The organism is uncultured Campylobacter sp. (genome assembly GCF_905371695.1).
Classification (GTDB): domain Bacteria; phylum Campylobacterota; class Campylobacteria; order Campylobacterales; family Campylobacteraceae; genus Campylobacter_A.
The window spans coordinates 1-18,548 of record NZ_CAJPMA010000027.1 but is presented as its reverse complement, the minus strand read 5'-3'; the positions used below and the strand labels follow the sequence as shown (position 1 = coordinate 18,548).

The following is an 18,548-nucleotide window of genomic DNA, read 5'->3' as shown; positions in this document are numbered from 1 at the left end:
TTACAAATTTAAAACGATGAGCGACGAGCGCGACGCGGACGGCGAGCTACTGCCCGACGAGATGCGCCTAAATGGTATCGGCAAGACCGTTAGAAGCCTCAGCCTTGACGAGCTGCCGCAGCTTTTTAACGTGTTAAAAGGCGATATGAGCTTCATCGGGCCGCGTCCGCTTTTGGTTGAGTATCTGCCTCTTTACGACGCCGAGCAGGCGACCCGCCACGACGTGAGACCCGGTATTACGGGTCTAGCGCAGGTAAACGGCCGCAATGCGATCAGCTGGGCGGAGAAGTTTAAATTTGACGCGAGATACGTCCGAGAGCTTAGCTTTGCACTGGACGTTAAAATCGCGATTTTAACGGTGCAAAAGGTGCTAAAACGAAGCGGCGTGAGCAAAGAAGGCATGGCCACGACGGAGAAATTTAATGGCCGCAACTAAAATTTACGTTTACGGCTTTAGCGGACACGGAGCCGTCGTCGCGGATGTCGCAAGAGCCTGCGGATACGGCGAGGTCGTGTTTTTGGACGACGCCAAATTTGACGGCAAAAACGTGCTCAAATTTGACCCGAGCTTAGAAAAAGCGGACGTGATCGTGGCTATCGGAGACAATAAAATCAGGCGCATCCTGCAAGAAAGAGTAAAAAACGTCGGCTTTGGCGTTGCACACTTGATTCACCCAAGCGCGGTCGTAAGCGCTAGCGCACAAATAGGCGAGGGCGCGGTCGTGATGCCAAATGCCGTCATAAACGCGCGCGTTGTAATAGGCGAGGGCGCGATAATAAACACTGGCGCGATCATCGAGCATGACTGCGAGATCGGCGATTTTGCCCACGTTAGCCCAAACGCGGCGCTAGCAGGCGGCGTAATCGTGGGTGCATATACCCACGTAGGCATAGGTTCATGCGTCATCCAGTGCGTAAAAATCGGTGCAAACTGCGTCATCGGAGCGGGTAGCGTCGTAGTACGAGATATCGCAGCCGGTAGCGTCGCCTACGGTAATCCGGCGCGCGAACGCAGAAAACTTTAAAATTTAGCAAAATTTTTTAAGAGCGGCTCGCTAGCCGCATGAAATTTTAACGAAATAAACTGAGCGGAGAGCGAAAATTTAGCCCGAAATATGAACAAAAAATTATCAAAATTTATATTATAGTGCTAAAATCACGCGAAAATTTTAAAGGAAATCAAATGCAAAGAGTATTTTTAAGCCCGCCCAATATGAGCGGACGCGAGCAAGAGTATATTGCCGAGGTTTTTAAGAGTAACTACATCGCGCCGCTTGGCGAATACGTGAATAAATTCGAAGCTAGCGTCAAAGCTTACACGGGCGCAAAGGACGCTTTGGCGCTTAGCGCGGGGACGGCGGCGCTACACCTTGCTTTGCGAGTTCTCGGCGTTGCAGCGGGCGACGTCGTGCTGGCGTCTAGCTTTACCTTTATGGCGTCCGTTAGCCCGATACTTTATCAAAGCGCGACGCCCGTCTTCGTTGATAGCGACGAAAGCTGGAACCTAAGTCCCGAGCTACTAAAAAAAGCGATAGCTAACTCGCCTAAAAAGCCAAAGGTGCTAGTCGTAACGCACCTTTACGGTCAGGCTGCAAAAATGAAGGAAATTTGCGAAATTTGCGAGGCGGAGGGTATCGCGCTAGTAGAGGACGCGGCCGAGGCGCTGGGCGGATTTTATGATGGTAAGGCGCTAGGAACGTTCGGCGTTATGGGCGCGCTTAGCTTTAACGGCAATAAGATTATTACCACCTCGGGCGGCGGCATGCTAATAGGGAACGACGAAGCGCTCGTCGAAAAAGCCCGCTATTACAGCACGCAGGCGCGCGAACCGCTACTTCACTACGAACACAAAGACTACGGCTACAACTACCGTCTAAGCAACGTTCTAGGCGCGATCGGAACGGCGCAGATGGAGGTTTTAGAAGCGCGAGTGGCGGCGAAGCGGAAAGTATTTGAAATTTACGAGCGCGAGCTTTGCGGAGATATGGATTTTATGCCTGAGATTGCAAATTCTCGCGGCAACCGCTGGCTAACGACCGCGCTGTTTAAAGAAAAAGGCGCGCATCTACGCGTGATAGAGGCGCTTGCGAAGGAAAATATAGAAAGTCGTCCGCTTTGGAAGCCGATGCACATGCAGCCGGTGTTTAAGGGAGCGCTAGCGTTTACTGACGGTACTAGCGAGGAGATGTTTGCGCGCGGTATCTGCCTGCCTAGCGGTAGCGATATGGACGAGGCGACGCAGATGTGCGTGATAAAAATCGTAAAGGAAAATTTGTAAAATGATAATCTTGCAAGCGACGAAGCTAAAACGCCTGCTATTTTTTCTAATCGGCGATACGCTTATTTTCGCCGCTTCGATTTACGCCGCTTATCTTCTTAGATTTAACGGGAATATCCCCGAAATTTACATCCGCGGATTTTTTACGACGATGTTTTTACTTACGCCGCTTAAATTTTTCTTTATGTGGCTTTTTAAAATTTACAAGGTGCCGTGGAGATTTTTCGGGCTTAACGAAGCGCGAAAAATTCTTCTAGTTCACCTTTGCGCGGCGGTCGTTTTTACGGTCATTTACTTCATTATTCAAGATTTTTTAAATCCGTATCCGCAAAGTGTAATTTTAATCGATACGATCATTTCGTGCCTGCTCGTGGGCTTTTTGCGAATTTCAAAGCGGATGTTTCTAGATTTTTCCTCAAAGCCGCATAAGGGCGAGCCTTGCGTGATATTCGGCGCTACGACGAAGGCTATTCACGTGCTAAACGGTTTAAAGCAAGGGTATCTCGATTTCTACGCGGTTGCGGTAGTAGACGGCAGAGCCGATCTTATAGGCACTTATTGCGACGGATTTTTGGTGCAGGACAAGGCTAAAATTCCTAGTATTATTAAAGATTACGGCGTAAAAACCGCCATTATAGCCCTCGCTCTTACGCAAGACGAGTTGCAAGTCGTGTTCGACGAGCTTACCGCGCAAGGAATTCGCGACGTAAAACTCTTTTCGCTAATCGAAAAAGAGCCGGTTAGAGACATTTCTATCGAAGATTTGCTGGCTAGAAAGCCCAAAGATTTAAATCCCGAAGCGATAGCGAATTTTTTAAAAGATAAAGTAGCTCTCGTGACGGGCGCGGGCGGCAGCATCGGTAGCGAAATTTGCAAACAGTGCCTAAAATTCGGCGTTAGACGGCTAATAATGGTCGAGCATAGCGAATTTAACCTTTATAAAATCGGCGAGGATACGCGCGACGCCCGCACGATAAGCAAGCTCGTAAATATCACGAATTTACGCGATTTTGAGGAAATCTTCGAGGAATTTTCGCCGCAAATCGTGATCCACGCCGCAGCGTATAAGCACGTGCCGCTTTGCGAGCAAAACCCGCGTTCGGCGGTCGAAAATAATATTTTAGGCACTAAAAACGTAATCGATCTATCCAAAAAACACGGCGTGAAAAAAGTAGTCGTCATAAGTTCCGATAAAGCCGTGCGGCCGACTAACATTATGGGTACGACAAAGCGCGTCTGTGAACTTTATGCGCTAAATTCGAACGAAAAAGGCGCGTGCGAGATCGTGTGCGTGAGGTTTGGCAACGTGCTTGGATCAAGCGGTAGCGTCATTCCTAAATTTAAATCCCAAATCGCCGCGAATAAACCACTTTCTGTCACGCATCCGGAGATTACGCGCTATTTTATGCTAACTAGCGAAGCCTGTCAGCTAGTGCTGCAAGCGGCGTCTATCGCGGAAGGCGGCGAGCTTTTCGTGCTAGATATGGGCGAGCCGGTTAAGATAGTAGATCTTGCTAAAAAGATGCTGCTGCTTTCAAATAAAGAGCATTTGGGAATCGAATTCGTCGGGCTTCGTCCGGGCGAAAAGCTTTACGAAGAGCTGCTTATTAACGCGGACGACGTTAAGACGAAATTCGAAAGCATCTTCGTAACGCACTCGCAGCCTTACGATCTTGAGCTTTTAAATGAGCAAATTTTAAAGCTTTTAGCTCTTGAAGACGAGCAAATCGCGGACGCGTTGAAGCAAATTGTGCCCGAGTTTAACCACGCTTTAAATTTAAAAGGATAATCTTGGTAATAAAAGATATTCAGCGCTTCGCGGACACTCGATACAAGGCGCGCGCTTATTTATGCTATTTGTTTAGTCGAAATTTACCCAATCGTCTGCCGGCGGTCTCACACGAGAGCGTTAAAGGCGGGCTTGAAAGCATTGCGAGCGAGCTGGGCGGGCTTGACGCGTTTTACGTTTTAGACGCGGCGGGCGAGCAGATTTCAAGCTACGTAAGTCCAAATTTAGCGCCGCAAGAGGCTTCGGGACAAAATTTACAAGCCAAAAATCACGCGAGCCGCGCTTATTATTATAAAGTCGTGCGCGAAAAGCGCTTCGTTTTAAGTGACCCGTATCCGTCGAATTTTAACGGAAATTTGTGCGTAACCGCCAGCGCGCCGATATTTGACGATAAAAATGAGCTAAAATTTATAGCCTGCGTCGATATTTCGCTGGAAAATATGCTAAAAATCACCGACGACGGGCTAGCCGAAAACTACTTCAATAAATTTTTGAAGTCCGTCTATACGTTATTTTGCGCCGCGCTTTTTATGATTTGCGCGTTTTTATTTTGGCACGGAGTTAAAAATTTCGCCCTAAAAAGCGCGGAATTTATAGATATCGAGGAAATTTTTTCCTCCACTATCGTGCTTACGTTAGCGCTGGCGATTTTTGATCTGGTTAAAACGATTTTCGAAGAGGAAGTGCTTGGTAAAAATCGGGGCGAAGACGGCGTAATGTATAAGACGATGGTGCGATTTATCGGCTCTATCATCATCGCTCTTGCGATAGAAGCGCTAATGCTCGTGTTTAAATTTGCTATCACCTCGCCTGAAAATATCATCAACGCGATCTATCTAATCGGCGGCGTAGCGTTGCTTATGATAGCGCTTAGCGTCTATTTATTTAGCGTGAAAAAGCAGGACGGCAAATGATCGGTATAATCGACTATAAGGCGGGAAATATCAGAAGCGTAATAAACGCGTTTAGCTTTTTGGGGCAAGAATGCGAGCTGGTTAGCGATGCGGGACAGCTGAAATTTTACGACCGCATCGTGCTTCCCGGAGTAGGCGCGTTCGGCGAGGCGATGGCTAGGCTAAAAGCCGCGAATTTCGACGAAGCCGCGCGCGAATTTATCGCGACGGGTAAGCCCTTTTTAGGCATTTGCCTGGGTATGCAGCTGCTATTTGAGCAAAGCGAGGAATTCGGCAGTAACGCGGGGCTCGGACTAATTAGCGGGCGCGTGGTAAAATTCGATACCGCTAGATTCGAGCAGCCCTTAAAAGTACCGCAAGTAGGCTGGAATTTGCTAAATTTTACGAAACGAACGCCGATAAACGCTGGGCTAGATAAAAGCGAATATCTTTATTTCGTCCACAGTTACCACGTCGTTTGCGACGAGAAATTCGCGCTCGCATTTAGCGATTATGGTTATAAATTCGTCTCCGCCGTAGCGTGCGAAAATATTTACGGATTTCAGCCTCATCCCGAAAAAAGCCACGAGGCGGGACTTAAAATTTTAGAAAATTTTGCGAGGTTGTGATGGAAATTTTCCCTGCGATAGATTTAAAAGATGGCAAAGCGGTAAGACTAAGCAAGGGTGAGATGAGCAGCGCTAAAATTTATAGCGACGAGCCGCAAAATCTTGCGAAAGAATTCGAAGATATGGGCGCAAAGTGGCTTCATGTCGTGGATCTTGACGGCGCGTTTGCGGGAGAAGCGGTAAATTTTAAGACGATCGAAAGGATAGTAAAATCTACGAATTTACGAGTGCAAGTAGGCGGAGGAATTCGTGACGAAGCCCGCATAAAGGCTTATTTGGAGCTTGGCGTAAACCGCGCGATACTAGGCTCGGTCGCGCTAAAAGATCCGGGTTTCGTAAAAAAAATGGCTAAAATTTATCCCGTCGTCGTGGGCATCGATGCAAAAGACGGGTACGTCGCCGTACAGGGCTGGGCGGACGTAAGCGAGATAAAAGCGAGCGATCTAGCTGCGACGTTTGCGGGCGCGGGCGTGCAAGCGATAATTTGCACGGATATTAGCAAAGACGGTATGCTAGGCGGCGTAAACATCGAATTTACGAGGCAAATCGCGCGCGCGGGCGGAGTAGAAACGATAGCGAGCGGCGGAGTGAGCTGCCTAGAAGATATTTTGGCGCTTAAAAATACTGGCGAGGTCGGCGGCGTGATCGTAGGGAAGGCGTATTACGAGGGTAGGATCGATTTAAAAGCGGCGCTTAGAGAAGTTTTATAAATTAAAGCTTTGATAAATATAAAATTTGTTAGAATAAAGCAATTTTTGATTTTAAAGGACGTTAAGTGAAAATTTTGGTCGTAGACGACAGCTCAACAATGAGAAGAATCATTAAAAACACGCTTCAAAGACTCGGACACGAGCAAATTTTAGAAGCCGAACACGGCGTAGAAGCCTGGGCTCTGCTTACTCAAAACGCCGATATAGACGTACTTATTACGGACTGGAATATGCCTGAAATGAACGGGCTTGAACTAGTGAAAAAAGTACGCGCAGAAGCAAAATACGCCGATATGCCTATCATTATGGTAACCACGGAGGGAGGCAAAGCCGAAGTAATTACGGCGCTAAAAGCGGGCGTAAATAACTACATCGTTAAGCCTTTTACTCCACAAGTTTTGAAAGAAAAACTTGAAGATGTCCTTGGATAATGCAAGATAAATTTTACGAGTTAAGCCTTAAAACTACGGCGTTTTACGACGAAATTTTAGAGCTTCTTTTTGAGTTAGGCGTAACTTGCGTCGAAGAAAAAGACGGTGAAATAATCGTACGCGACGAGGACGATTTATCGCAAATAGAGTGGGGCGCGTGCGAGTACGCCGCAAAGTTAAGCGAGATTACGGGTACGGCAAACGACTTGCAAACTAAAATTTGCGAGCGAGAAAATAAAGACTGGATAAACGAATACAAAAAGGCCGTGCAACCGATTTTGCTAGATAAAATTTACGTTCGTCCAAGCTGGGAAGCCCCCAAAAAAGGCGCGATAGATATTATTATAGACCCGGCGCTCGCATTCGGGTCGGGTCATCACGAAAGCACGAGTTCGTGCATTTTGTTTTTACAAAAATACGCTAAAAGCGGTTTGTGTGCGCTTGACGTAGGTTGCGGAAGCGGGATTTTAAGTATCGCGCTGGCAAAGCTCGGTTGTATCGTAGATGCGTGCGATACCGACGATCAGGCGACACAAAGCGCCTCGGCTAATGCGGAGTTAAACGGCGTGAAATTTAATAAAATTTGGACCGGCTCAATCGCAAATTTGGAGCAAAAATACGATATCGTAGTCGCAAATATTATCGCAGACGTGATTTTTATGTTGGCAAACGATCTAAAACGGGCGCTAAAAGACGGTGCCGTGCTCGTGCTTTCCGGAATTCTAGAAAAATACCAAGATAGGTTAGAAGATACTTTTAAAGAGCTTAAACTAGTCGAGAAAAAGCGGCTAAATGACTGGATGAGCTATGTTTTTATGAAAATTTAAGGAATTTAATGAATAACCAAAACGATAAAAATCAAAATAACGGCGGCTTTTTTAACAAAAATCCGATTTTTATATTCGCCATTTTCGCCATCGTAATCGTGCTTGCGTTTAGAACGCTTACGGGCGATCCGATGACGGCGGGGTTTACGAACGCGCAAGCCCAAAGTAAAACGATCGCGTATTCCGATTTTAAAAATATGGTTAAAGCCAAGCAAATTAGCGAAGTAGCGATATCGGAAGGTATGATAAGAGCGGTTGGAACGGATAAAAATATCTACGTTACGCGCCGCGTAAGCGACCCTACGCTCGTCGGACTACTTGAAGAAAACGGCATCGGATATGCCGCTTACAGCGATACGAACTGGTTTAGCGAGCTGATCTTCTCGTGGGTTTTGCCGGTGTTTATATTTTTTGGAATTTGGATGTTTTTGGCTAGTAGGATGCAGCGAAATATGGGCGGAGGAATTTTGGGTATCGGAAGCGCCAAGAAGTTAATAAATTCTGAAAAGCCCAAGGTAAAATTCGATGACGTAGCCGGCGTAGAGGAGGCTAAAGAAGAGGTGCAAGAGATCGTGGATTACTTAAAAAGTCCCGATAAATACCTAAATTTAGGCGCGAAAATTCCGAAGGGAATTTTACTCGTAGGTCCCCCCGGAACCGGTAAAACGCTACTTGCGCGCGCGGTTGCGGGCGAAGCCAACGTACCGTTTTTTTCTATGTCGGCGTCAAGCTTTATAGAAATGTTCGTAGGCGTAGGCGCAAGCCGCGTACGAGATTTGTTCGAAAATGCGAAAAAAGAGGCGCCTTCGATCGTATTTATCGACGAGATCGACGCGATCGGCAAGAGTAGAAACTCCGGCCCTATGGGCGGAAACGACGAGCGGGAGCAGACTTTAAATCAGCTGCTTTCCGAAATGGACGGATTTGACGCGGATAAATCGCCGGTCATCGTAATCGCTGCGACTAACCGTCCCGAAATTTTAGACGCCGCGTTGTTAAGACCGGGGCGCTTTGATAGGCAGGTACTAGTCGATAAGCCCGATTTTAAAGGACGCTGCGATATTTTAAGAGTGCATATTAAAGACGTAAAACTCGATAGGAACGTCGATATCGAGCAAATAGGCAGAATGACGACCGGACTTGCGGGCGCGGATTTGGAAAATATTATAAACGAAGCCGCGCTATTAGCGGGTAGAAAATCAAAGCCGGCCGTTACGCAAGACGATCTAATAGAAGCCGTAGAGCGTTCAATCGCTGGATTAGAGAAAAAATCGCGGCGCGTAAATCCGAAAGAGAAAAAGATCGTAACTTATCACGAGTGCGGACACGCGCTCATCGCCGAGATTACCAAGGGCGCAAAACGCGTCACTAAGGTTTCGGTCGTTCCGCGAGGACTTGCGGCGCTGGGCTATACGTTAAATACGCCCGAAGAAAATAAATTTATGATGCAGCGCCATGAGCTAATTGCCGAGGTGGACGTGTTGCTCGGCGGGCGCGCGGCGGAGGAAATTTTTATTAAAGAAATTTCTACGGGCGCTAGCAACGACTTGGAGCGGGCTACCGACATTATAAAAGCGATGGTATCGATGTACGGCATGAGCGACGTAGCCGGGCTTATGGTACTTGAAAAGCAGCGTTCGACGTTTTTAAACGGCGGTCAAACGATTAAAGATTACAGCGATAAAATGGCGGAGAAAGTAGACGATTTCGTAAAAACCATGTTAACAGAGCGCTATAAAGCCGTTCTAGAAGCGCTTACGACGTATAACGGCGCGATAGAAAACATGGTGAGCGCGCTTTACGAAGAAGAGACGATCGAGGGTAAAAGAGTAAGAGATATTATCAAGACTTACGAGGAAGAAAAGGGGCTTGAATCAAGGCTAAATTCTTACGACGACGAGGATGCAAAAGGCGCGAAATGACGGGGTATTTGGCAAAAAGCGGGCTAAAATATATCGTGTTTTGGGGCGTACTCGCCCTTATCTCTTCGGCATGCGGAATTTTTACGCCGTTATTCTTAGTCTTGTTTATTTTTGCCTTATACTTTTTTAGAGATCCGGAACGAGAGCCTAAGACCGACGATGCGGCGGCGTTTTTAGCGCCGATAGACGGCGAGGTTAGAGAAATTTCGATCGCTACGCTCGACGAACAAAAATTTACTAAAATTTTAATAGAAAAATCGCTTTTTTCGGTCGGAACTTTACGCGCTCCGTGCGATATGAAAGTAGAGCAATTTCGTCGTAGACACGGGTTATTTTTGTGCGGGCGGATGAAAATTTCAGACGCGTTAAACGAGCGAGCGCTTTATGTTTGTAAAAACGACTCGCAAAATTTCGCTTTACGGATAGTCGCGGGCGCGCTAAGCAGGGAACTTGACGTAGAGAGAGTAAAGGAGCTAAGGGCGGGTAGGAAATTCGGCTTTTTAGGTAGCGGAACGGTAGCCTTTTACGCGCCCGTGAGCGCTAAAATTTGCGTTAGCGTCGGCGACGGATTACGCGCGGGCGAAATACTAGGCTATTTTGATAAAGGAAGCCGAAATGAATAATTTACAAAAAATGCATTTGATGTATATATTGCCTAATCTTTTTACCGCCGCAAGCGCATTTTTGGGCGTTATTAGCGCCATATCTTCTATTCAGGGCAATTATTTTAAGGCTATAATTTATATAGTCTTATCGCTTATTTTAGACGGGCTTGACGGGCGCGTAGCGCGTCTAACCAAAACTACCTCTAAATTCGGCGTAGAATTCGATAGTCTGGCTGATCTAGTCGCGTTTGGCGTAGCTCCGGCTATCCTTTTTTATATGACTATCGGACAGCATTTCGGCAAATTCGGAGCGCTAATCGCCGCGATGTTTGTGGTTTTCGGCGCTATTAGATTGGCGCGGTTTAACGTAACGACGGGTACTTACGAACCAAACGTATTTATCGGACTTCCGATACCTACGGCTGCGATCGTTAGCGCGTTTTGGGTCGGGATTTATCTTGATTACGAATTTTTGCGCATCGAGTGGATATACGTGCTATTGCAGGGCGTTTTGGCGGTCTTAATGGTAAGTAATATCCGCTATCCGAGCTTTAAAAAGATAAATTTAAAACAAACCCACGTTATACGTATTTTGGTAGCTCTCGTGCTAGTCTTTTCTATACTTTATCTTTACCCGATCGAAAGCGCGACGATAATTATGAGCGTTTATGTTTTCTACGGCATAATAAGGGCGGCTTTTATGTTTAGCAAAAATTATAAAAAAACGGAGAACCAATGAACGCGGACATCTTAAAATTTGCTCCGCGTTACGTAAAATCTCTACTACTGCTGCGCTAAGCAGCGAATTTCTATACTTATCTCATATCATACGAAACTAAAATTTAAAAGGATGAAAAATGAACGAAAATAAAATTATAATATTCGACACCACGCTTAGAGACGGCGAGCAAAGCCCCGGCGCTTCGATGAATACAGCCGAAAAGCTTCAAATTGCGCTTCAGTTAGAGCGTTTGGGCGTAGACGTGATGGAAGCGGGATTCGCTGCGGCGAGCCCCGGAGATTTCGACGCGGTAAACCAGATTGCCAAACAAGCTTCAAATATCGCGGTTTGTTCGCTTGCTCGCGCGGTAGAAAAGGACATTAAGGCTGCCGGCGAAGCGCTAGCGCCGGCGAAATTTAAGCGAATTCACACTTTTATCGCCACAAGCCCGATTCATATGGAATTTAAGCTAAAAATGACTCCTGACGAAGTAATCAAACGCGCCGTGCAAGCCGTAGAATACGCAAAAACGTTCTGCGACGACGTCGAGTTTAGCTGCGAGGACGCATGCAGGAGCGAAATGAGCTTTTTAAAAGAAATTTGCGACGCCGCAATAAACGCGGGAGCAAAAACGATTAATATTCCCGACACCGTGGGCTATCTCTATCCGCAGGAGATCGCCAACCGTATCGGCGAGATAGTTAAGTTTATAAGCGGTCGCGCGGTCGTTTCCGTTCATAATCACAACGACTTAGGCATGGCTACGGCAAACTCGCTTGCGGCGGTACTCGCGGGCGCAAGACAGGTCGAGTGTACTTTAAACGGTATCGGCGAGCGCGCGGGGAATGCGGCGCTTGAAGAGATTGTAATGGCGATTAAAACGCGCGGAGATATTTTCTCGCCGCTTTATACGAGCATCGTTCATAAAGAAATTTATCCTAGCTCGCGCCTGCTTGCCAACATTATCGGTATCGAGCCGCAGCCTAATAAAGCGATCGTGGGCAAAAACGCTTTTGCGCACGAGAGCGGTATCCACCAAGACGGCGTGCTAAAGCACAAAGAAACTTACGAGATTATCAGCGCCGAAAGTATAGGGCTGGATAAAAATTCGCTCGTTTTAGGCAAACACAGCGGGCGCCACGCGTTTAAAGACAAGCTAATTTCGCTCGGGTTTGATCTTGACGGAGACGCGTTAAATGCGGCGTTTGAAAAATTTAAAGATCTAGCCGATAAGAAAAAGGAAATTTTCGACGACGATATTCGCGCGTTAGTGGCCGACGAGATTACGAAAATCCCGCAAGCTTACGAGATGGTAGAGCTTTTGCAAAGTAGCTGCGGCGCGCTTGCTAGCGCTTCGATTACGATTAAGCACGACGGCGCGCAGATTAGCGACTCAGCTTTGGGTAACGGCGCGGCGGACGCGATATTTAAGGTTATCGATAGAATTAGCGGCATTAGCGGCGCGCTGAAAGATTATAAAGTAACCGCCGTTTCGCAGGGCAAAGACGCGCTTGCGAAAGTAGACGTTAAAGTCGAGTTTGACGGGGCTGTCGCAGTCATAGGGCACGGGCTTGATATCGACACGATGAAGGCTAGCGCAAAGGCTTACGTAGGCGCGCTAAACAGCTATTTACGCATTAAATCTCTATAAAACGGCTTGCTACGGGTCTTACCTAAATTTTACTTCGCTTACGCTCGCGCGGGTCGTAAGCGATAAATTTTTTAGCTTACTTTAATAACTCTTTTTTTACGAGGAATCTACAATTTTAGACCGGTTTCTCGCGCTAAAATTTCGTCGTAAGATACTCCGCGCGTTTAATTTAAAATTTTATGACTTTAAATTTCGGTTAAATTCGTTTATTAATCGACTTTCGGTAAAATCGCAAAAATTTCACCGCAAAGGATATTTATGAAAAAGCTAATTTTTCTTGCCGCGCTATGCGGCGCGTTGTTTGCCAAAAGCCTAGAAGTGGCCCAGCCTGCTACCCCTAGCGATACTAACGCGAGCAACCATTTAGAGCTCGTGCTGATTCTCGATAAATCGGGTTCTATGAGCGGACTTGAGGGCGATACGATCGGCGGATTTAACTCGATGATACAAAAACAGCGCGACGAGAATATAGATGCTAGCGTTACGACGGTGCTTTTTGATACGAAATTTAACGTCATTCACGACCGTACGCCGCTTAAAAAGGTTGAAAACCTAACCTCGAAAGATTACGTTGCGGGCGGCAATACGGCGCTACTAGACGCAGTTGGCAGCACGATTAAACGCATCGAGAGAGTGCCCGATATTTACGCCAAAAACAACCGCGTACTTTTTGTAATCATCACAGACGGACAGGAAAATTCCAGCCGCGAATACTCAAAATCGCAAGTTAAAAAGATGATTAGCGATAAACAAGAAAAATACGACTGGGAATTTATCTTTCTAGGCGCTAATATCGACGCGGCGAGCGAAGCCGAAAGCATCGGCATAAAACGCCAAAATGCCGTAAAATACGAGAATTCTAAAACGGGCGTAAGCGCGAATTTCGAGGCTGCGGCAGAGCTATCCAAAGACGTAGCCATGGATAAAAAAGAGAGCTCTAAGTGGCGAGAAAAGGTCGTTAAAGACAAATAATCGCGCCGATTATAGGACGCCTTTTAGCCTTCGGCTGGTCTTTTCTAGCTTGCCGAAGGTTAAAATTTTATAGAATTTATTTGCCGTAGTCTATCTCGAAATCGTAAAATTCGTTTTTAAATTCCGCTTCGCCGATTTTATCGTATTGAATTAGAGCCGCTTCTATGTTGTCTAGCTGCTGGTACAAGATTCCAAGCGCGGCGCGATTTTCAAGCGCGTTTGGATCGGTTAGTTTGGTAAGCTCTAAAAGCGCGATAGCGTTTTGCGCTTTATTCGCGCCCGTAGCCGCAACGGAAGCTAGAAATAGCGTATTCGCGTCGTCTATTTTGTATTCGTCGATGATTTTATTGTATAGCGCGTATGCGTTTTGAAAATCGGCTAAAAAAAGTTCCACGTAAGCCAGCGTCTGCATTATGTTCGCGTCTTTGGGCGATGCGTTTAGCTGTGCTCGAATTTTATCGCGCTCGTAGCCTAATAATCCCGAAATTTGCAGTAGTTTTATGTATTGCTTGCGGATTATGCTAGCGCCGTGGTAAAAGGCGCCCATATCCAAATCTTTATCTTTAAAGTAAATTTGCGCCTGCTTTGCGTACTCTTTTATATCGCCGGATCGGTTATTAGCTATAAAATTTAAGATATTAGCGATGACGTCTTTGGGTAAAATTTGCGTCATACGCGCCGTTTTTTGCTTCATGACCGCCTCTTGACCCACGATCTTTGCGATGATGGCGTCTAGCGAGAGATTTAGCATATTTTCGTCTTTGGGCTCTTCTAAGTAGCGAATTAGCGCGCCTTGGTTATTATTTATTAAATTTAGTAGCGCCGTATAAAGCTGCGCCTTGTCGGTATTTTTATCGCTTTCTAAATTTTTGCTTATTTGGCTTATTAGTTTTGGGTCTAAACTGCGCGTTATATCCATGCTAATAGCCGCGAAAATGCCGGCTAAATGGTTGTTTTGATCCAAATGATAGCTTGACGTAAAGTGTTTTGCCGCAAGGCTGAAATTTCCGAGCTGCGCGTAACTTAAAGCAAGGTTGTATTGCAAGATCGAGTGCTGCGGATAAGATTTGGCAAGGCGCGCGAAATCGGCGTTTGCTTCTTTTAGTTTGTAATTTAGTGCCTTCGCGATGGCTGATGAAAGCTCGATATTTATCTTAGAAATTGCCGCACCCTTGCTTAGATACTCGTTTGCGCTCGTAGTATCGTCTACGAATACGCTAACGCCGCCTTTTCTAATGTATTCTATCGTTTGCTTAGCGTCGAATACCTTGTAAGGCGCAAAGTAAAATAGCGTCTCGTAGCGTCTGGTCTTATCGAAAAACATATCGTCGTTAAAGCGCGCTTGGGCCAAATTTATATCAAACAGCTCGGGATTTAGGGTTGCTTTTATTTTGTAAAATTTGCTCGGTTTTAGCGGATCTTTCGTATAAATTTCTCGTATCGCGCTTGCGGCTTCGCCGTAAAATCCCGTTTTTAGGTTAATTATAGCTAGCGTCATTTTTATTAAATCGGGATCCTCCGCTTTTTTAAGCGCTTTTTGCAAATGCTCGCGCGCTTTGTCGTACTGAGCGGCGTTTGCGTAGAGTTGCGCTACGGTAAAGTCCGGCTTGTAGCTTTTCTGGGCTTTTAGCTTTTCTACGGCTTTTTCGTCTTGGTTTAAAAGCGATAAAATCTTAGCGCTTAAATAATCGTATCTATCTCTATAATCGTCGCTGCTGGGGTGTTCTAGTGCGTGCAGCGCCTCGTAATAGTTGCCTTTATAATAATTTACTAGCGCATAGTAGTAGCTATAAAGCGGAGAATTCGCTTCGTCCGGTAAAAACGAATTGGCAAGCCCTATAAAGTATTCGAAATTTTGAACGTTTTTAAGCTCTAACGAGCAAGCTGCCGCGTTTATGGCGCTTACGGCGGCGTTTTCTCCGTTTTGTACGGCTTTATTAAAAGACGCGATCGCCTCGTCGCACTTGCCTTGTTTCATTTGCGAGACGCCTAGGTTGTAGTTTGAAAGAGATTGATTATAAACCGCGACGTTTTCGTAAATTTTAAGCGCCTCGAATTTATTGCCTTTTTCGTAAAGTTGGTTAGCCTTGGCGATCATATCGTCGATTTTTGAAGCGCCGAAAGTCTTCGTTTTGTAGCTATTTTCGATCGTTTTTATTAGATCGTCCGCATTTTGAGCGACGGGCCTCGGCGACTCTTTTTTAAGCGCTAAAACTAGCAAGACCGCGATTAAAATTACCGCAAGCCCGCCCAAAGCGGCTAAAATTATAATTAATTTTTTATTTTGTTTGCCGCTAGGCTTGGGCTCTTGGCTCGGTTGCGGCGTTTCGGGGAGCTTTTCTTGGATATTTTCTATCGAGACTATCTCTTCGGGCGCTTCCTCGCCGGGCTCTTTTAAAATTACGACCTCTTCGTTGTTCTCGGCCACTACATATACCTTTTAAGAACTTCGGGGATTTCGATACCGCCGTCTGCTTTTTGGTAGTTTTCCATTATCGCTATGAGCGTCCTACCGACTGCGAGAGACGAGCCGTTTAGGGTGTTTACCAGAGCGTTTTTCTTGCCGTCCTTGTATCGGATTTTGGCGCGTCTGGCTTGGAAATCGCGAGTATTTGATACCGAACTTATCTCGCGGTATTTGTTTTGCGACGGTAGCCATACTTCGAGGTCTATCGTCTTTGCCGCGCTAAAACCTAGATCGCCGCTGCAAAGCAGCATATGGCGGTGCGGTAGCCCAAGACTCGTTAGTAAGTCGCTAGCGCACGCTACCATCTCGTCTAGCATCGCCGCGCTAAGCTCTGGAGTCGTGATGGCTACGAGCTCGACCTTTTCAAACTGATGCTGGCGTATCATACCGCGCGTATCGCGTCCGGCGCTGCCGGCTTCTTGGCGAAAGCACGCCGAGTAGCAAGTCATTTTTATCGGTAGGTTCTCTACGTGTAAAATTTCGTCGTTATAAATGTTAGTTACCGGCACCTCGCTAGTCGGGATTAAATATAAATCCTCGCCCTTAATTTTATACAAATCTTCTTCAAATTTAGGTAATTGCCCCGTGCCGTAAAGAGTATTTGAATTTACTAAAAACGGCACGTTTACTAGCTCAAACCCGCGAGATCCGTTAAAATCGATCATATAATTAACCAGCGCGCGCGCTAACCTAGCGGCTTCGCCTCTTAAAATCGTAAAACGCGAGCCCGAAATTTTAGCTCCTCGCTCGAAGTCTAGCCAGCCTAAATTTTCGCCTAGCTCGTAGTGAGCTTTTGGCTCGAAGCTAAATTTTCGCGGTTCAAGCACGGTTTTTATGCAGACATTACCCTCTTCGTCGGCGCCCTGCGGCACGTCGTCGTCGGTGATATTAGGCACCGCCGAGGCGATTAGATCAAGCTTTTCTTCATATTCTTTTACGATCGCGCTAGCGTCGCTTACGGTGGCTTTATTCGCGTTTAGTTCGGCTTTTAGCGCGCTTACGTCCGCGCCGCTTCTAGCTAGATTGCCGAGTTCTTTACTCTTTGCGTTTTGGACGGCTTGAAGGTCCTCTAAGGCCTGGCGCTTGGCTTTTAGCTCGTTAAACGTCGTCAAAAGCTCGTTTAAAACCTCGACTTTTACGTTCTTGCCTTTTAGTTTTTTTACGAACTCGTCGTAGTTGCTTTCAAGTAGTTTTAGATTTATCATTTTTTTTCCTTATCTATAAATTCCCGTCGCTTCGCGCACTTTTTGCATCAACGGCAGCGCTATTTTACGCGCCTTTGCGGCGCCCGCGCTTAAAATTTCCTCTACTTCGCCCTCGTGCGCCTTGTAATACTCGAATTTATTCCGCGCACCCGCAAAATACTCGCTTACTAGCTCGTTTAAATACGCCTTAAAGTGCCCGTGCCCTTCGCCGCCCTTTTCGTAGCGCGCTTGCAGAGCCTTTTGCCCCGCATCGTCCAAAAAGAGCCTAGCGATATTATAAACGTTGCAATTTTGCCACCGCTTAGGCGCTTCAAGCGGTTCGGATGCCGTTACTATGCTTGAAATTTGCTTTTTTAGCGTTTTGGCGTCCGCAAAAATATCTATCGTATTGCCGTAGCTTTTACTCATTTTCGCGCCGTCGGTGCCCGGCACCGTAGCGACGTTTTCGTCGACCCTGTGCGTCGGTAGCGTAAAAATTTCACCGTGCTCGTTGTTAAATTTTATCGCTATATCGCGGGCGATCTCTACGTGCTGGATCTGATCTTTTCCCACCGGTACGACGTTTGCGCCGTATAGCAAGATGTCGGCCGCCATTAAAACGGGGTAGCTAAAAAGTCCGTGATTTGCGCTAATACCCTTTGCGATTTTATCCTTGTAGCTGTGTGCGCGTTCTAATAACCCCATCGGCGTATATTGGCTTAAAATCCAGTAGAGCTCCAAGACCTCTTTAACGTCGCTTTGCACCCAAAATACGATTTTTGCGGGGTCTATTCCCAGCGCTAAAAACGCGCACGCGGCCTCGAAGGTATTGTTTTTTAGCGCGCCCGCGTCAGCGACGGAGGTCATCGCGTGGTAGTTGGCGATAAACATAAACATTTCGCTCGTATCTTGCGCCTGCACCATTTGTTTAATGGAGGCGAAGTAGTTGCCTAGATGTAGTTTTCCGCTCGGTTGAAGTCCGGTTAATACTCTCAAAATTTATCCTTTTTCGGGGCTTATTTTCGCTGCGCGCCGCCTTTTTTAAAATTTTACCGCGTCGTATCAAGCAAATTCGTAAAAAATTAGGTCAAATCTTCAACGCCAAAATTTAAGCGTCCAAAGCACGCCAAAATTTTACCTATTTCTTCTCCTTAATTTTAACTCCGTTTTGATCTCTTTGGCAATCTGCTCTGGTGTTTTTCCCTCTACCTCTACGATGAGATCGGCGCGGCTTTTGTATAGCTTTTTACGCTCTTCAAAAAGTTTTTTTGCCTTATCTAAATCCGCTAAAAGCGGGCGTTTGGCGAATTTTTTTTGCGAATTTTCGCTATTTTCTAGCCGCTTGATTATGCCTTCAAAACTTGATTTTAGATAAACGACTCTACCGATTTGCTTTAAATTTTTAATTTTTGCAAATCCGCTACCGCACGACAAGGGAAGATCGGTCAAAATTTACTACGCCGCGCAGT

Annotated in this window: 18 protein-coding genes; 14 read left to right on the top strand and 4 right to left on the bottom strand. The window is 46.3% G+C overall.

Annotation, left to right across the window (positions count from 1 at the left end; translation table 11 throughout):
• From pglC to QZ147_RS03815, 14 genes are all read left to right on the top strand, one after another.
• A partial coding sequence (gene pglC / locus QZ147_RS03880) for an undecaprenyl phosphate N,N'-diacetylbacillosamine 1-phosphate transferase (protein ID WP_295147190.1) occupies window positions 1-436 on the top strand: 436 nt, incomplete at its 5' end.
• Entirely contained in the window at window positions 423-1,025 is a 603-nt protein-coding gene (gene pglD, locus QZ147_RS03875) for a UDP-N-acetylbacillosamine N-acetyltransferase (RefSeq protein WP_295147187.1), read from the top strand. The genes pglC and pglD, both read left to right, overlap by 14 nt.
• A 158-nt stretch (window positions 1,026-1,183) precedes the next feature.
• Window positions 1,184-2,278, top strand: coding sequence for a UDP-N-acetylbacillosamine transaminase (gene pglE / locus QZ147_RS03870; RefSeq protein ID WP_295147185.1), 1,095 nt, complete (start codon window positions 1,184-1,186; stop codon window positions 2,276-2,278).
• 7 nt (window positions 2,279-2,285) lie between these two features.
• Complete coding sequence (pglF, locus tag QZ147_RS03865; protein ID WP_295147192.1) at window positions 2,286-4,067, top strand: UDP-N-acetylglucosamine 4,6-dehydratase (configuration-retaining); 1,782 nt, start codon at window positions 2,286-2,288, stop codon at window positions 4,065-4,067.
• A 2-nt stretch (window positions 4,068-4,069) separates the two neighbouring features.
• A complete protein-coding gene (locus tag QZ147_RS03860; protein ID WP_295147182.1) occupies window positions 4,070-4,981 on the top strand; it encodes a PDC sensor domain-containing protein in 912 nt (303 codons plus the stop codon).
• A complete protein-coding gene (gene hisH, locus QZ147_RS03855) occupies window positions 4,978-5,589 on the top strand; it encodes an imidazole glycerol phosphate synthase subunit HisH (RefSeq protein ID WP_295147179.1) in 612 nt (203 codons plus the stop codon). The genes QZ147_RS03860 and hisH overlap by 4 nt, the downstream gene beginning before the upstream one ends.
• On the top strand, window positions 5,589-6,299 hold the full coding sequence (gene hisA, locus QZ147_RS03850; RefSeq protein ID WP_295147177.1) for a 1-(5-phosphoribosyl)-5-[(5-phosphoribosylamino)methylideneamino]imidazole-4-carboxamide isomerase: 711 nt from the start codon (window positions 5,589-5,591) through the stop codon (window positions 6,297-6,299). The genes hisH and hisA overlap by 1 nt, the downstream gene beginning before the upstream one ends.
• 65 nt (window positions 6,300-6,364) lie before the next feature.
• On the top strand, window positions 6,365-6,730 hold the full coding sequence (locus QZ147_RS03845; RefSeq protein WP_295147174.1) for a chemotaxis response regulator CheY: 366 nt from the start codon (window positions 6,365-6,367) through the stop codon (window positions 6,728-6,730).
• Window positions 6,730-7,557, top strand: a complete 828-nt coding sequence (locus tag QZ147_RS03840; protein ID WP_295147172.1) for a 50S ribosomal protein L11 methyltransferase — start codon at window positions 6,730-6,732, stop codon at window positions 7,555-7,557. Before QZ147_RS03845 ends, QZ147_RS03840 begins: the two co-directional genes overlap by 1 nt.
• A gap of 8 nt (window positions 7,558-7,565) precedes the next feature.
• On the top strand, window positions 7,566-9,479 hold the full coding sequence (ftsH, locus tag QZ147_RS03835) for an ATP-dependent zinc metalloprotease FtsH (protein WP_295147169.1): 1,914 nt from the start codon (window positions 7,566-7,568) through the stop codon (window positions 9,477-9,479).
• Entirely contained in the window at window positions 9,476-10,102 is a 627-nt protein-coding gene (locus QZ147_RS03830; protein WP_295147166.1) for a phosphatidylserine decarboxylase, read from the top strand. The genes ftsH and QZ147_RS03830 overlap by 4 nt, the downstream gene beginning before the upstream one ends.
• Window positions 10,095-10,823 (top strand): CDP-diacylglycerol--serine O-phosphatidyltransferase, encoded by a 729-nt coding sequence (gene pssA, locus QZ147_RS03825; protein ID WP_295147163.1) that lies wholly within the window; start codon window positions 10,095-10,097, stop codon window positions 10,821-10,823. The genes QZ147_RS03830 and pssA overlap by 8 nt, the downstream gene beginning before the upstream one ends.
• A gap of 118 nt (window positions 10,824-10,941) precedes the next feature.
• On the top strand, window positions 10,942-12,456 hold the full coding sequence (locus QZ147_RS03820) for a 2-isopropylmalate synthase (RefSeq protein WP_295147160.1): 1,515 nt from the start codon (window positions 10,942-10,944) through the stop codon (window positions 12,454-12,456).
• Window positions 12,457-12,714: 258 nt separating this feature from the next.
• Complete coding sequence (locus QZ147_RS03815; RefSeq protein WP_295147157.1) at window positions 12,715-13,428, top strand: vWA domain-containing protein; 714 nt, start codon at window positions 12,715-12,717, stop codon at window positions 13,426-13,428.
• Window positions 13,429-13,504: 76 nt separating this feature from the next.
• Here QZ147_RS03815 and QZ147_RS03810 read toward each other — a convergent pair whose 3' ends face one another.
• From QZ147_RS03810 to QZ147_RS03795, 4 genes are all read right to left on the bottom strand, one after another.
• On the bottom strand, window positions 13,505-15,856 hold the full coding sequence (locus QZ147_RS03810) for a tetratricopeptide repeat protein (RefSeq protein WP_295147154.1): 2,352 nt from the start codon (window positions 15,854-15,856) through the stop codon (window positions 13,505-13,507).
• On the bottom strand, window positions 15,856-17,100 hold the full coding sequence (serS, locus tag QZ147_RS03805; protein ID WP_295147151.1) for a serine--tRNA ligase: 1,245 nt from the start codon (window positions 17,098-17,100) through the stop codon (window positions 15,856-15,858). The genes QZ147_RS03810 and serS overlap by 1 nt, the downstream gene beginning before the upstream one ends.
• 9 nt (window positions 17,101-17,109) lie before the next feature.
• Window positions 17,110-18,075: a tryptophan--tRNA ligase gene (gene trpS, locus QZ147_RS03800; RefSeq protein WP_295147148.1), complete on the bottom strand. Its 966-nt coding sequence runs from the start codon at window positions 18,073-18,075 to the stop codon at window positions 17,110-17,112.
• 138 nt (window positions 18,076-18,213) lie between these two features.
• Window positions 18,214-18,528, bottom strand: a complete 315-nt coding sequence (locus QZ147_RS03795; protein ID WP_295147145.1) for a shikimate kinase — start codon at window positions 18,526-18,528, stop codon at window positions 18,214-18,216.
• Window positions 18,529-18,548: the final 20 nt, after the last annotated feature.

Coding starts and splice junctions, on each gene's coding strand:
- hisA (WP_295147177.1), top strand. CDS start 5,589: ATGGAAATTTTCCCTGCGATAGATTTAAAAGATGGCAAAGCGGTAAGA.
- ftsH (WP_295147169.1), top strand. CDS start 7,566: ATGAATAACCAAAACGATAAAAATCAAAATAACGGCGGCTTTTTTAAC.
- pssA (WP_295147163.1), top strand. CDS start 10,095: ATGAATAATTTACAAAAAATGCATTTGATGTATATATTGCCTAATCTT.
- QZ147_RS03820 (WP_295147160.1), top strand. CDS start 10,942: ATGAACGAAAATAAAATTATAATATTCGACACCACGCTTAGAGACGGC.
- QZ147_RS03830 (WP_295147166.1), top strand. CDS start 9,476: ATGACGGGGTATTTGGCAAAAAGCGGGCTAAAATATATCGTGTTTTGG.
- pglD (WP_295147187.1), top strand. CDS start 423: ATGGCCGCAACTAAAATTTACGTTTACGGCTTTAGCGGACACGGAGCC.
- pglE (WP_295147185.1), top strand. CDS start 1,184: ATGCAAAGAGTATTTTTAAGCCCGCCCAATATGAGCGGACGCGAGCAA.
- hisH (WP_295147179.1), top strand. CDS start 4,978: ATGATCGGTATAATCGACTATAAGGCGGGAAATATCAGAAGCGTAATA.
- serS (WP_295147151.1), bottom strand. CDS start 17,100: ATGATAAATCTAAAACTACTTGAAAGCAACTACGACGAGTTCGTAAAA.
- QZ147_RS03840 (WP_295147172.1), top strand. CDS start 6,730: ATGCAAGATAAATTTTACGAGTTAAGCCTTAAAACTACGGCGTTTTAC.
- QZ147_RS03815 (WP_295147157.1), top strand. CDS start 12,715: ATGAAAAAGCTAATTTTTCTTGCCGCGCTATGCGGCGCGTTGTTTGCC.